Origin of the sequence: Pseudoclavibacter sp. RFBB5 (genome assembly GCF_002931555.1) — a bacterium.
Classification (GTDB): Bacteria; Actinomycetota; Actinomycetes; order Actinomycetales; family Microbacteriaceae; genus Pseudoclavibacter.
The window spans coordinates 107,144-120,220 of record NZ_PSTZ01000007.1 but is presented as its reverse complement, the minus strand read 5'-3'; the positions used below and the strand labels follow the sequence as shown (position 1 = coordinate 120,220).

Below are 13,077 nucleotides of genomic sequence, written 5' to 3'. Positions count from 1 at the left end.
GCACCAGTTCCTGCTGGTGCCGCCCCGCTGTGGTCCGCTCGCGCTGCCAGCGTCAGGCGTCAGGCGTCAGGCGTCAGCGCCGACGGTGCCGGCCGCGTACTCCGGCAGCTCTCTTGCGTCGCCTTCCCACGCTTCGAGCACGGGCGTCACGATGCGCCACAGCTCCTCGGCGACGTCGCCGCGCACCGAGAGCAGCGTGTTCCCGGTCAGCAGGCCCGCGATGACGCGCGCGTACGGATCGGCGCTGCTGTCGCCCGCAGGGGCGCGGAGCGGGATGCGCGTGGGCGCCGACCCGTCGCCAGGGGTCAGGACGATCTCCTGCCGCGCCTCACCGATGGCCTTCGCGGAGCGCAGCACGAACGGCACGCCGCGCCACCTGGGGGTGTCGACCTGCAGTGTGATCTCGGCGAGCGTCTCCGTCCCGCGGTCGGCATCCACGTCGTCCTCGTCGACGTACGCCCCGAGCGGCTTCCCGTCGACCTCCCCGGCCGCGTAGCGGGCGCGGCGGGCGGACACTGGATGCTCGTCCCACAGGCGCACGGCCCGCAGGACCTCCGCGAGGGCGTCGTCGAGCCCACCGGGCTCCCCGTCCGGCTGCTCCATGGCCGTCAGCGCGAGCATGAGCATGAGGTGGCTCTGCAGCATGTCCCGCAGCGCGCCGGTCTCGTCGTAGAAGGCGCCTCGCCCCTCGATGCCGAGGCCTTCCTCGAAGATGATCTCGACGCGGCCGGGTGACTCCGCGTCCCGAGTGTCCTCCGTGTCCTCCGTCTTCGACCCAGCGTCGGCAACCGGCACGCCGCTCGCCTCGATGCGGTCCCGCGACCGGATGAGCTCCACCGCCGCCGGGGTCCCGAGGAAGTGATCGATGCGCCACAGGCGGTCCTCCGGCACGACGGCGGCGAGCGCCTCGTTGAGCGCCCGCGCGCTTTCCTCACTCTCGCCGAACGGCTTCTCGATCGCGATCCTGAGGTCGTCGGGGAGATCCAGTTCGGCGAGCGCCGCCGCGACCTTCTCGCCCATGACCGGCGGCAGCGCGACGTAGAGCAGCGGCGAGCTCGGGCACGCTTCGAGCAGCTCCCGCAGCTCGTCGGCGGAGGACGCGTCGGTCGGCACGAAGTCCGAGCGGGACACGAGCGCGTCGATCGTGTCCTCCGAGACGCCTATGCCCTCGAGGCTCTGCCGGACGACGTCACGCCACTCGTCGCGCGACTGCGGGGTGCGGGCGGCGCCGATGATGTGCAGCTCGACGTCCGGGCTCGCGTCGGCGACCCTCGCGATCCCCGGCAGCAGGAGGCGCTCCGTCAGGTCGCCACCCGCGCCGAGGATCGCGATCGTCCGCCTGACCTTGCCGCCGGTGGCGACCTCTGGAATCTCGGTGCTCGTCTGCATGTGACCTCCGGGTGCTGGCTTCCTCGGCTGGGCTGTTCCGGCGCGAGACTACGCGCTCGTGCCCGAGAATCCGCCGGTCATGTCAGGGCTCGCTGACGGTCACGACGTCGTACGCGAATTCGCCGACGTAGCGGAACACGTCGCCGATGATCGGCGACCGCAGGCGCACGTCAACGCATTGGCGACCGTCGCCGTCAGGATGCGCCCGCTCGTCGAGCGTCATGGTGACGACGCGAGGCAGTGGCACGCGAAGGACCGCGACTGCGCCCGGGACCCGCATCCGGAGCCACAGGCGCGTCGAGCGCATCCGCACACCGCCCTCGTGCACTCGGACCTCGAGCTCGACCTCGAGGCCGCGTCGGCGACCGAGCCGGTCGACGAGCCGCGGCCTCCCGCCCGGCACTGGGATGGCCCTCATCGTGTCCTCCATGACGCGCGTGACGAGCGGGAACGCGAACTCACGCCTGGCGGAGAGGGCACCATCGTCCTCCGGTCGGTTGCGGATCGTGAAGGGAACGCTGCGCCCGCGCTCCGGGAACAGGACGTGCCGCCAGGCGAGCCAGGCGAACACCGGCCGCAGCACCGTGTGGCGGGGGCCCGCCCACGAGTAGACCCCACGACCCCGGCCCTCGTGCCCGGCGGGTATGAGGCCGAAGTAGCGGCGGAGCTGCGGGTGGAGGAGTTCGATCTGCGACCCGAGGGCCTGCTCGTAGACCGACTGCAGCGGCTGGGTGCAGCGCTCGTCGACCGCGTTGCGTCCGCACGAGGCCGCTCCGGGTCCGAACACGGAGCGCGCCATCAGGCGCGCACCTCCCCAGCGAGCGCGAGCAGCTCCCGCAGCGGCGCCCGAACGACGGGGATGCGCGTGAGCGGCAGCGTCATGCGCAGCAGGTTGAGGGCGCGGTCGAGGATGCGGTGCGTGCGCTCCCGCCCCGGCGATGAGTCGTAGACCCAGAGGAGCGCCAGCAGCAGGTGGCTCAGCACCAGAACCTGCGGGAGGCCGGTCTTGAACTCGTCGGGCAGCGGGGACTTCGCGTCGTCGACGGCGCGCTCGAAGAGGCCGCGGATCACCGCGAGCGCGGGCGCGGACTCCTCGGAGAGCGGGTTGATGGGCGACCTCGGCGACACTGCGGCAGCGAGGAACTCCGGCGCGTGCGGGTGGTAGGGCTCGAGCTGCTCCAGGCCGGTGCGGTAGACGATGGCGAGGCGCTCGGTGAGCTCGCGGACGCCCTCCAGCTGCGGGATCGCGGCGTCTGCGTGCGATTCCTGCACGTCCAGGTACAGCTCCTGCACGAGGTGGTTCTTGGTCGCGAAGTGGTAGTTGGTGGTGCCGACTGACACCCCGGCCTCTTCTGCGATGCGACGGATCGTCGTCGCGTCGTAGCCGCGCTCGCGGAAGGAGCGGAGGGCGACGTCGCGGATGAGCGCCCGGGTGCGCTCTCTCTTGGTGGACGGCACCGCTGGTCCTCGCTCTTCTCGGGGTGCCTTGTCGACGGAACCGCCCGAGTCGGCGCTGCCACCGGATTCAAAACTGAACATGTTCAGAAAGTACTACACTCGGCCTCATGGAACAGCACAACCACGCCAGTCACGGGGCAGAGCGCCCCGACGCGCTCCGCGTCGTCATCGCGGGAGCGAGCGGATTTGTCGGCCGAGCGCTGGAGGACGACTTCGAGAGCCGCGGCTGGGAGGTCGTCCGCATCGGCAGGCGCGAGGCCGTGCGCTGGGGCGACGCAGACGCCATCCAGCGCGCCATCGACGGTGCCGAGGTGCTCATCAACCTCGCCGGCAAGTCCGTCAACTGCCGCTACAACGACGCGAACCGCGCCGAGATCCTGCGCTCCCGCGTGGAGACGACGGCCGAGCTGCGGGCCGCGGTCGCAGCAGTGCCGAACCCGCCGCGGGTGTGGTTCAACGCCTCCACTGCCACCATCTACCGCCATGCGACCGACCGGCCGAACACGGAGTCCGAGGGCGAGCTCGGGCAGGGCTTCTCCGTCGACGTCGCCCGCAACTGGGAACGTGCATTCTTCGAGGGCACCCTCCCGAAGACGCGTCGCGTCGCGCTGCGCATGGCCATCGTGCTCGGCGACGGACCCGCCGCGAGCACCCTCTTCACCCTGGCCCGCCTGGGCCTCGGCGGCCCGAACATCGACGGCTGGGCCCCGAACCACCGGCGCTACCGAGGCATCGGTCCCGCACCGAGCGGCGACGGGAGTGCCCCGCAGTACCGGACGCGGGGTCGGCAGAAGTTCAGCTGGGTGCACGTCGACGACGTCATCGGCGCCGTCAGGTTCCTCATCGACCGCGACGACCTCGACGGTGTCATCAACGTGAGCAGCCCCAACCCGAGCGACAACCGAACGCTCATGGCGAGCATCCGCCGCGTCGTGCGCGCCCCGTTGGGGCTGCCATCCTGGCGGTGGATGCTCGAGCCCGCGATGGCCGTGCTGCGCACCGAGCCCGAGCTCATCCTGAAGAGCAGGTGGGTGACACCGCAGCGGCTCACGAATGCCGGCTACCACTTCGTGCACCCGGAACTCAACCCCGCGCTGCGCCAGGTCGCGCGGGAGCTAAGATAACTCGCCCCCCACCCACCTCGGCAGGTTCGGAGACCTCTCCCCTCGATGACGCACGCCACCGCACGCCTCGCGCACTACGCAGACTTCTTCGCCTCCGGAAGCGACCCGTCTCCTGCCGGGGACGACCGGCCCATCGGCCTCACGATCGGCAACTGCCAGGCTGAGTCCCTGCGTCTCGCTCTCGGCGACGACGTGCGCTTCGTGCGCACGCCGCCCGTGCACGAGCTCGAGCCAGCCGACCTCCCGCACCTGGAGTCGTGGCTCGCACGCGCCAGCTTCCTCGTCGCGCAGCCCGTGCGCGACGACTACCGGGGGCTGCCCGTCGGCACGAAGCAGCTCAGCACCAGGCTGCGCGCCGGTGCACGCACCGCCCTGTTCCCCGTCATCAGGTTCGCGGGGCTGTACCCGTTCCAGGCGATCGTCCGGCCACCATCCGACACCTCGCTTGTGCCTCCCCTGGTCCCCTACCACGACCTCCGAATCCTGGCAGAGACCGCGGGCCTGGATGCGCTGCCCCAGTCGCCGTCGCGCGATGCGATCAGGGCGGTCGGCGCCGAGTCGATCGCACAGCTGCGGGCCCGCGAGGACCGCCACGGCACCGTGCGCGTCTCCGAGCTCTTCGCCCGCCCCTCCTTTGCGCAGGCTCGTACGATCAACCACCCGGGAAACCCCATCTGGCTCGCGACCGCGGAGCGCATCCGCGAGCGCCTCGACCTCCCGGAGCGGGAGCTCACGCTCGACCGGGAAATCCTGAACTCGATCCACGCGCCGCGCGAGCAGGCGGTCATCGACGCCTGGGGCCTCGACGCGGAGGCGACCGAGTCGTGGACACGCGACGGCGAGCCGATCGACAGCGAACGCATCCGTGCCGCTCACCTCGAGTGGTACGCCGAGCATCCCGACGCCGTTGCGGCCGGATTCGCGAGACACGGCGCGACGATCGAGACGTTGAGGGCCGCGTGAACGCCCCTCCGCTGCTCCTGCACCGCGACGACGAGACCCACGGTGTCGACCAGTACGCCCGCGCCGTCGCGACGGCCGTCGCGAAGCTCGACTCCGCCGTGACCTACCGCAGCGCGCACGGGCTCGTCTCGTCGCAGCTCGCGCACGTCCACTTCACCGACCGCCTGTGGGGTAGCACGCCCGAGCGGGCGGCTGAGCGGTTCGAGCGTCTCGCCGCGCGCGGCCCCGTCAGCGTCACGCTCCACGATGTGCCGCAGGCCTCTGACGGAGCGAATGGCTTTCCGCGCCGCACCGAGTGCTATCGCCGAGTCGTCGCGGCAGCCGCCGGTACCGTCGTCAACAGCACGCACGAGCAGCGCCTGCTCGAGGTCGCTCTCGGGAGCCGCGTGCAGGTGCACGTCGTGCCGCTCCCCGCGCAGCCACCCCAGCCGCGACCCGACGGGTGGCTCCCGACCGACGAGGTCGCCGTGCTCGGCTTCTACTACCCAGGCAAGGGGCACCTCGAGGTCGTCAACGCGGTCGCCGCCATTCCGAGCGAGCGGCGGCCGCGCGTCGTCGCGCTGGGATGCGCGTCGGCCGGACACGAGCAGGAGCTCGCGGACCTGGAGCGGTACGCGGGCGGGCTTGGCGTGGAGTTCTCGAGCACCGGCTTCCTCTCGCCCGAGGAGCGCCTCGAACGCAGCCGCAGCGTGGCCGTTCCGATCATCGCCCACCAGCACGTCTCCGCCTCCGGCTCCCTCACCGACTGGCTCTCCGCAGGCCGCAGGCCCCTGACCGTGGACTCCGCCTACTTCCGCGAGATGGATGCCATCCGGCCAGAGACCATGCACCTCGTTCGGTCTGGCGAGCTCGCAAGGGCGCTGCAGCTCGCGCTCCTGCAGCCCGAGTCGACGTGGCTCGACGACGGGACGTCGACCTCCCCGAGCATCGACGAGATCGCCCGCGCCTACCTCAGCTGGTGGGCGGCGCTGTGACCATCAGCACCCCGAGCCGCCCGCCGTTCGGACGCACGGTTCCGGGCAACCGCTGGGACCTGGCGGATGCGGACGGCGCTGACGGCGGCGCATCCGCCAGGTCGGTGTCGGTCATCGTCGCGCACTTCGAGCAGCAGGCCGAGCTCGACCGCACGATCGCCGCGCTCGCCAGGCAGACGCATCCGACGCAGCTCATGGAGGTCATCGTCGTCGACGACGGCTCCCGCGTGCCCCCGACGGTCCCGGCCGACGTTCGAGTGCTGGCGCAGGAGAACCTCGGGTTCCGGGCCGGCTCCGCCCGCAACCTCGGAGCGCGGGCTGCGACGGGAGACATCCTGTGCTTCCTGGACGCCGACACCTCCCCCGAGCCCGACTACGTGGCGCGCATGGCTGCGCTTCCGTCGTCGCTGCCGGAGGCGGTCGTCGCGGGCCACCGCAAGCACGCCGACTTCACCGGGGTGGACGTGGATGCTCCCGTCGAGACTGCCGGGCCGGCGCGCGAGCTCACCGAACCCAGCTGGCTGGCTTCCGCCTACCGCGCGTCGAGGGACCTGCTCGACGCGGACGACCGCTCCTACCGGTTCGTCATCGGGGCCGTCTTCTCCTGCACGAGGTGGTTCTTCGACGAGACCGGCGGATTCGACGAGGACTTCCTGGGCTACGGCGGTGAGGACTGGGACTGGGCCAGCCGCGCCTGGCTGGCCGGCGCCGTGCTGGCGCACGAGCCTCTCGCCGTGGCCTGGCACGACGGTCCGGACTGGGCGGGACGGAGCTCAGGCGACGCGAAGCGGCAGGAGCAGAAGAACGGGGAGACGTTGCTGCTCGCGCAGAAGATCGGCGTCGTCGGCTCACGTCCGCGCGCCCTCCGCACGGTCGCCGCCGACGTCGTCGCGGTGCTGGCGTCCGCGCCGAGCGACGGCGCGGCCTTCATCTGCGTCGACAGCCTGCTCGAGCAGCTGCCGCACGCGAGTGTCGTCGTCCCGGCTGAGATGCATCCCTTGTTCGCGGCAGACCCGAGAGTCCTGTCCGCTTCGGGGCCGATCCCGCGGGGCCGCGTGCGCATCGACGTCGACGCCGCCGTGCGCTTCGGCAGCCCTGTTCGGTCTGTCCAAGAGACCGGGGCTGCGACAGGAACGGAGTCCCCCGCGGTCGGGTCGACCGCCCTTCAGGACGCTGCCGCCCGAGTCGGCAGCTCCGACCTCGGCGCCGTGCGCATCGGCGAGCACGTCACCGTGCGGTCCGAACGCGCGCTGCGACGCGAGGAACGCTGGGGCGAGTCAGCGGGCTGGCGCACCGAGCTCGTCACCGACGACACTGTTCGCCCGCTTCCCGCCGACGTCAGTGTGGCCGCCCACCTCGGCGGGTGGCTCTCGCTCGACTGAGCAAGGAATCGGAAGACATCGGTGTCAGCCCAGACGTCAGACTCGGACAGCCTGACACCTCTGCACCTCACCGCTCACTGGCCCACCGTCGCAGTCCAGACCCCGTGCGATCAGTCCCTCATAGTGACTGATCTTGTTCTCCAACGCCGATGCCGCCAGCTCAAGTTCCGCTCGTCGCGCCGCCAAGAGGGCCTGCCCCTCCTGCAGCAACGTGATCCTGCGCCCGTGGCTCGCAGCCCCCTCAGCGAGGAGCTCCACGAAGTGCTTCATCCCGGCCGTGCTCATACCGGTGTCGCGGAGTGCGATGAGAAGGTGCACCAACCCCTGCTCGCGCGGACCGTATCTCCGGTGGCCGGCACCCGTGCGGGCGACGCGCGGCAGTATCCCCTCACGCTCGTACCACCGGAGCGTGTCCGCGCTCAAACCAGTTGCGCTCGCCATCTGCGTGATCGTCAGGTGAGCTTCCGTGTCCATCCGCCGATGCTAACCCGGCACGATCCGGCGACGAGCGACCTCGGCTGCAGCTCCGGCGAGAGCCGCCCTGAGCATGGCCCCGACTCGACTTGCCTTGGAGCGCACTCCAGTTCCTAAGGTCGCCACTGCGCAGACCGCGCAGTCCCGACAGCAAGGAGAAGCCATGCGAGCCCTCACCACCACGACAACTGGCCACGACCACAGTTTGCGACTGACCGAAAGGCCCGTGCCCAACCCGCAGGCAGACGAGGTCACCATCGACGTCGAGGCCGCTGGGATCGGCCTCATCGACGCGTTCTGGGCCTCTGGCTACATGCCTCAGCAAGCAGGATTCGTGCCTGGCCTCGAGGTCGCCGGCACGATCCGTGAACTCGGGCAGAGCGTGGCTGGCTTCCGGGTCGGGCAGCGCGTCGCCGCCCTCCTGACCGGGGCGGGAGGCTTCGCCGACGTCGTCCGAGCGACCCCGGCTCTGGTCACGCCGATACCCGACGGGCTGACGACCACGCACGCCGCTGTCGTTCCCGTCAACACGGTGACCGCTCATCTCGCCCTCACGAAGGTCGCCCGGCTCGAAGGCGGCGAGTCAGTGCTGGTCCATGCCGGAGCCGGTGGGCTGGGATCGCAGTTCGCGCAGATCGCGCGTGAGCTGGGCGCTTCCCGCGTGGATGCCGTGGTCGGGAGCGCGGCCAAGCGGCAGGTCGCTGGCACACTCGGCTACGACAATGCTCATCTCCGCGACGAAGTGTCCACAATTCCCGATTCCACCTACGACGTCGTGATCGACCCCGTGGGTGGCGCTGCGACCGAATCCGCGTTCCGTCTCCTGCGCAGCGGCGGGCGCCTGGTGCGGGTCGGCAACGCGTCACAGGCCGACGATGTGAGCCTGAGCGGGATGGACCACTGGCTGCAGAACAAGACGACAGCTGGATTCAACGTCGGCGCCTGGCTGGGCGAGCACCCGGACCACGGCACCCAGTCGCTTCGCTGGGCGCTTGAGGCAGTTACCAGGGGTGCCATCCACGTGGACCTGTCGCGAACGGGGTCCTTAGACGAGCACGAGGCCCTGCTCGCGCCGCTGCTCAGAGGAGAGACCACCGGGAAGCTCGCGTTTGTCCTCAAGGGCTGAACGCACCAGGCCCCTGCCTTCGGTCAGCGCCACCGCCCGGCAGCCTGCTCCGCCAGCTGGCCTCGAAGTCCGGATGCTCGTCCCACGTCGCCGCGAGCGTCACGAGCAGCTGCAGGCTCAGCCGCTCGCCCTCGCTGGCAGGATCCGCGCCGAAGAGATACTCGAGGGCCTTCTCTTCTTCATCGGCCCCGAGCAGCCAGTCGACGATGTCGTCATCCTCCCCGCCGGTGACGGCCTCGCCCGCGAGAGCGAGCAGCCGCCGATACGTGCGCTCCACACCGTCGGGCAGTCCGCCTTCGTCGAGCCGCGCCACCACGAAATCCCTAGGATTCATGCGCTCATTCTGACGCGACTTCCCCACACATCCATGGGGAGTGGGCGGAAATCGCGATTGTAGGGAAAAATAGGAAGGTCGCCCTCACCACGGGCGTCGCTCGTTGCGGCTTCGCGCATCCGGAGCGCCCCGACCGAAGCCGCCAGGAGGCCGCCGCGTGCCAGCAGCAGCTCAGACGACGGGGCCGCGTCGTCTCATCGTGCAGACCGCGCTCAGCGTGAAGCGCTGGCTGGCGCCCGCGACCACCCTGTTCGTCTCGCACCAGCTGTGCGAGGTGGCAGTGCCGGTCGTGGTCGGGCTCGTCATCGACCGCGGCATCGTCGACCGCGACCTCCCGCAGCTCGCGGTCTGGGCCGCAGTGCTCGTCGGTGTGTTCGTGCTCCTCGCCTGGTCGTACCGGGCCGGCGTGTACTTCCTCGTCAACGGCATCCAGCGCGCCCATCACGAGTTGCGCATGCGCGTCAGCGAACGCTCCCTCGACCCGCGCGGCTTCGGCGACCGACAGCGGCCCACCGGCGAGCTGCTCGGCATCGGCGGCTCGGATGTGCAGCGAGTTGCGTTCGGCGGCCTCCTCTTCGTGCACCCGGTCGCCGAACTGGCGGCGGTCGCGGCGGCCGGAGCCGTCCTCATCAGCATCGCCTGGCCGCTCGGCCTCGCCGTCATCCTCGGCGGCCCCGTGTTCCTGCTCCTGCTCGACCGCTTCGGGCGGCACCTCCGTGCGAGGGCCGAAGACCAGCAGCGGCTCACCGCAGACTCCGCCTCGCTGGCGGCGAATGCCATCGCCGGCTTCCGCACGCTCACCGCCCTCGGAGCCACGGGGCGCGCCTCGCGCAGCTATGCCGAGGCCAGCGAACGCGCCCGCGTCGCGGCGATCGCGACGCGCCGCGCAGAGGCGTGGTTCGTCGCCGTCTCGAGCACGGCGACCGGCATCTTCGTCGTCGCGATCGGCGTCATCGCCGCGGCCCTCGCGTTCCAGGGCGCCATCACGGTCGGCCAGCTGATCACCGTCGTGGGTGTCGTGCAGGTCGTCATGGGCCCGATGGAAGCGCTCGCCGTCAACGTCGGAGCGGTGTGGGCCCGCGCGGGGGCCTCCGCGAAGCGCGTGCTCTCGCTGCTGGAGGCCCCGTACGCGAGGGAGGCGCTCGTCGACACGAAGAGGGTCGGCGAGCAGCACGTCGACGATCGCCGCGCGAAGGGCACGGAGCCGGCCCTCGCCGTCGCCCGGCTCGGCGGCGAGCACCTGCGCGACCTGAGCTTCACCGTCGAGCGAGGTGAGACCGTCGGCATCGTCGCCGAGGCCCACGAGGCGGCCGAGCTCGTGCAGCTGCTCGGCGGTCGCATCCACCCGACGCAGGGATCCGTCACCGTCGACGGCCTGCCCCTCGCCGAGGTCGACGCCGCCAGCCTCCACGAGCTGGTGACCGCGCCTCCGCACGCCGCGCACACGCTGCCCGGCACCGTCGCGGCCAACGTCGTCGGCATCGGCGCAGCCTCCCGTTCGCTCCATGAGGCGCATGAGGCGCTCGACGCGGCGTCGTTCACGGATGTCCTCGACCAGCTCCCCCATGGCATCCGCACTCCGCTCGGCGGCGCGGGCAGAACCCTCTCCGGCGGCCAACGCCAGCGCCTCGCCCTCGCGAGGGCCCTCGCGGCACCAGCTCCCGTGCTCGTCCTCCACGAGCCGACCGGTTCCGTCGACGCCGTCACCGAGCAGCGAATCGGCGAGCGGATGCGCGCCGCCACCGCGAGCCGGGCCACGGTCGTCGTGTGCTCGAACCCGCAGCTGCTTGTGCGCGCGCACCGCGTGCTGGTGGTCCGCGACGGCGCCCTCGCCGCCGAAGGCACCCACGATGAGCTGCTCGCGAGCAACGCCGACTACGCGGAGGCGATCGCGTGAGCGCCACCACCCCGGGCTCGCAGGCCGAGGCCCGCCCGACCGTTCCGGATCAGTCCACGGTTTCGGAGCGGCCAATCGCAGCAGGGCTCCCCATCGCAACGGGGAAGCGCTCCGCGCGCCTCGCCTGGCACCTCCTGACGCTGCGCCCGTGGATGCTCGTGCTCGCGATCGTGCTGCTCGGCGCGGCCGCCGCGGCCGCCCTGCTGGTCCCAGCGGGGCTCGGGCGCCTCGTCGACGCCGTCACGGGTGTCGACCGGAGCCTCGTCGAGGTCGCCCTCATGCTGCTCGCCGGTGTTGCTGGCAGCGCGGCGCTCGGAGCGCTCGGGTCGATGGCGCTCGCCGCGGTCCTGGAGACGGCGCTGGCACGGCTCCGGGAGGACTTCGTGGCGGCGTCGCTCGCCCTCCCCGCCGTGCTGGTGGACGAGGTCGCCGACGGCGAGCTCGTCTCGAGGGCAACCGACGACGTCGACACGGTCGGCGAGGTCACGACGGGCGCCGTTCCCGCGGTCGTGTCCGCCGGCCTGGCGGTCGTCGCGACGGGCGTCGGGCTCGCCGTGCTGAACCCGCTGTTCCTGCTCGCCATGCTCACGGTCGTTCCGGTGCACGCGTTCGCGCTCTGGCGCTACCTGCGGAAGGCGCCGCGCCTCTACGCCGCGGAACGCGTCGCCATCGCCTCGCGGTCCCGCGAGATGGTGTCCGCCATCCAGGCCCTCCCGACCGTGCACGCCTACGGGTGGGGCGGGGCTGTCACGGAGCGCATCCGCACCCGCTCCTGGAACGTGCTCAGGTGGGCGCTGCGCACCCGCATCGTGCAGAGCCGGTTCGGGTTCCGCATGAACATGGCGGAGGCGGTGGGCCTGACCTCCGTGCTCCTGGTCGGGGCGTGGCTCGCGTTCACCGGTGCCGCGACGATCGGCGAGGTCACGACGGCGGCGCTGCTCTTCCAGGCCTTGTTCGGCCCCTTCATCTCGCTGCTCATGCTCGTCGACGACCTGCAGTCGGCTGGCGCCTCGCTCGCTCGCGTCGCGGGTGTCATCCAGCTGGCGCCGGTCCCACCGGACGAGCAGCCGCGTGTGCGCGTTGCCCTCGGGGAGAGCCTCGCGAACGCGGGCGCGGCGATCGCCAGCGCCGCCGCCGGCGAACCGCCGGCCCCCGAGATCGCCCTCGAGTCCGTGGAGGCCGCCTACCCCGGGCGCCCGGTCGTGCTCTGGATCGACGAGCTGCGCATCCCCGCCGGCCAGCGGGTTGCCGTGGTCGGTTCGTCCGGCGCCGGCAAGAGCACGCTCGCCCGCGTGCTCATGGGCCTCCTCGAGGTGCGCGATGGGCACGTTGACGTCGGTGGCCTCGATCCGGCAGAGATGAGCGAGCTCGAACGCGCGAGTCGCATCGTCATGGTGAGCCAGGACGTGCACGTCTTCTCCGGCACCCTCCGCCACAACCTGCTCATCGCGAGGGAGTCGGCGAGCGACGACGAGCTGCGGGATGCGCTCGAGTCGGTGGCGGGCCCCCGCTGGCGGCACACCTTCACCGACGGACTCGACACGATGATCGGCGAGGGCAACGCAGAGGTGAGCGCAACGGATGCGCACCGCCTAGCCCTCGCGCGTGCGCTCGTGACGCGGGCGCCGATCGTGATCCTCGACGAGGCGACGGCGGATGCCGACACCGCCGACGCTCGCGACCTGGAGGCCGCCGCGGGGCGGGCGCTCGCCGGGAGGACGGTCGTGACCATCGCCCACCACCTGTCGCAGGCGAGCAGCGCCGAGCGGGTGCTCGTCATGGAGCACGGCCGGGTCGTCGAAGATGGAACGCACGACGAGCTGCTCGAGATCGAGGGACCGTACCGCGAACTCTGGGCTGCCTGGACCTCGCACCGCGCGTAGGCGGAGGGCGGCGGTGAGGGTCAGCGCTGAGCACTACCCGGCCCGCTCGGAGTGGCCTGTCGCCCCGCCACCT

Annotated in this window: 12 protein-coding genes; 7 read left to right on the top strand and 5 right to left on the bottom strand. The window is 71.5% G+C overall.

Going from position 1 to position 13,077, the window contains the following annotated elements:
* Positions 1-66 precede the first annotated feature (66 nt).
* From C5B97_RS08500 to C5B97_RS08490, 3 genes are all read right to left on the bottom strand, one after another.
* Entirely contained in the window at positions 67-1,389 is a 1,323-nt protein-coding gene (locus C5B97_RS08500) for a glucose-6-phosphate dehydrogenase (RefSeq protein WP_104311676.1), read from the bottom strand.
* Positions 1,390-1,471: 82 nt separating this feature from the next.
* Positions 1,472-2,188 carry a DUF4166 domain-containing protein gene (locus C5B97_RS08495; RefSeq protein WP_104311675.1) on the bottom strand — a complete coding sequence of 239 codons (717 nt, stop codon included), beginning with the start codon at positions 2,186-2,188 and terminating at the stop codon, positions 1,472-1,474.
* Positions 2,188-2,928, bottom strand: coding sequence for a TetR/AcrR family transcriptional regulator (locus C5B97_RS08490; protein WP_104311674.1), 741 nt, complete (start codon positions 2,926-2,928; stop codon positions 2,188-2,190). The genes C5B97_RS08495 and C5B97_RS08490 overlap by 1 nt, the downstream gene beginning before the upstream one ends.
* Positions 2,929-2,954: 26 nt before the next feature.
* Here C5B97_RS08490 and C5B97_RS08485 point away from each other — a divergent pair, with 26 nt between their 5' ends.
* The 4 genes from C5B97_RS08485 to C5B97_RS08470 are packed head-to-tail and all read left to right on the top strand — an operon-like array spanning position 2,955 to position 7,290.
* A complete protein-coding gene (locus C5B97_RS08485; RefSeq protein ID WP_104311673.1) occupies positions 2,955-3,971 on the top strand; it encodes an epimerase in 1,017 nt (338 codons plus the stop codon).
* Between the two features lie 45 nt (positions 3,972-4,016).
* Positions 4,017-4,934: a WcbI family polysaccharide biosynthesis putative acetyltransferase gene (locus tag C5B97_RS08480; RefSeq protein ID WP_104311672.1), complete on the top strand. Its 918-nt coding sequence runs from the start codon at positions 4,017-4,019 to the stop codon at positions 4,932-4,934.
* Complete coding sequence (locus tag C5B97_RS18080; protein ID WP_211890645.1) at positions 4,931-5,908, top strand: hypothetical protein; 978 nt, start codon at positions 4,931-4,933, stop codon at positions 5,906-5,908. The genes C5B97_RS08480 and C5B97_RS18080 overlap by 4 nt, the downstream gene beginning before the upstream one ends.
* Positions 5,905-7,290, top strand: a complete 1,386-nt coding sequence (locus C5B97_RS08470; protein WP_219819787.1) for a glycosyltransferase family 2 protein — start codon at positions 5,905-5,907, stop codon at positions 7,288-7,290. Before C5B97_RS18080 ends, C5B97_RS08470 begins: the two co-directional genes overlap by 4 nt.
* Before the next feature lie 36 nt (positions 7,291-7,326).
* On the opposite strand, the gene C5B97_RS08465 is transcribed toward C5B97_RS08470, so the two are convergent.
* Positions 7,327-7,764 carry a MerR family transcriptional regulator gene (locus C5B97_RS08465; RefSeq protein WP_219819786.1) on the bottom strand — a complete coding sequence of 146 codons (438 nt, stop codon included), beginning with the start codon at positions 7,762-7,764 and terminating at the stop codon, positions 7,327-7,329.
* Between the two features lie 163 nt (positions 7,765-7,927).
* Between C5B97_RS08465 and C5B97_RS08460 the strand changes: the two genes are divergently transcribed.
* Positions 7,928-8,890: a zinc-binding dehydrogenase gene (locus C5B97_RS08460; protein ID WP_104311669.1), complete on the top strand. Its 963-nt coding sequence runs from the start codon at positions 7,928-7,930 to the stop codon at positions 8,888-8,890.
* Here the strand turns inward: C5B97_RS08460 and C5B97_RS08455 are convergent.
* The gene (locus tag C5B97_RS08455) at positions 8,880-9,224 is read right to left on the bottom strand and encodes a hypothetical protein (protein ID WP_146080766.1); all 345 of its coding nucleotides are present in this window, start codon (positions 9,222-9,224) and stop codon (positions 8,880-8,882) included. The genes C5B97_RS08460 and C5B97_RS08455 overlap by 11 nt on opposite strands.
* Positions 9,225-9,381: 157 nt before the next feature.
* Between C5B97_RS08455 and C5B97_RS08450 the strand changes: the two genes are divergently transcribed.
* Positions 9,382-11,121 (top strand): ABC transporter ATP-binding protein, encoded by a 1,740-nt coding sequence (locus C5B97_RS08450; RefSeq protein WP_181026956.1) that lies wholly within the window; start codon positions 9,382-9,384, stop codon positions 11,119-11,121.
* Complete coding sequence (locus tag C5B97_RS08445; RefSeq protein ID WP_104311666.1) at positions 11,118-13,004, top strand: ABC transporter ATP-binding protein; 1,887 nt, start codon at positions 11,118-11,120, stop codon at positions 13,002-13,004. The genes C5B97_RS08450 and C5B97_RS08445 overlap by 4 nt, the downstream gene beginning before the upstream one ends.
* Positions 13,005-13,077 lie beyond the last annotated feature (73 nt).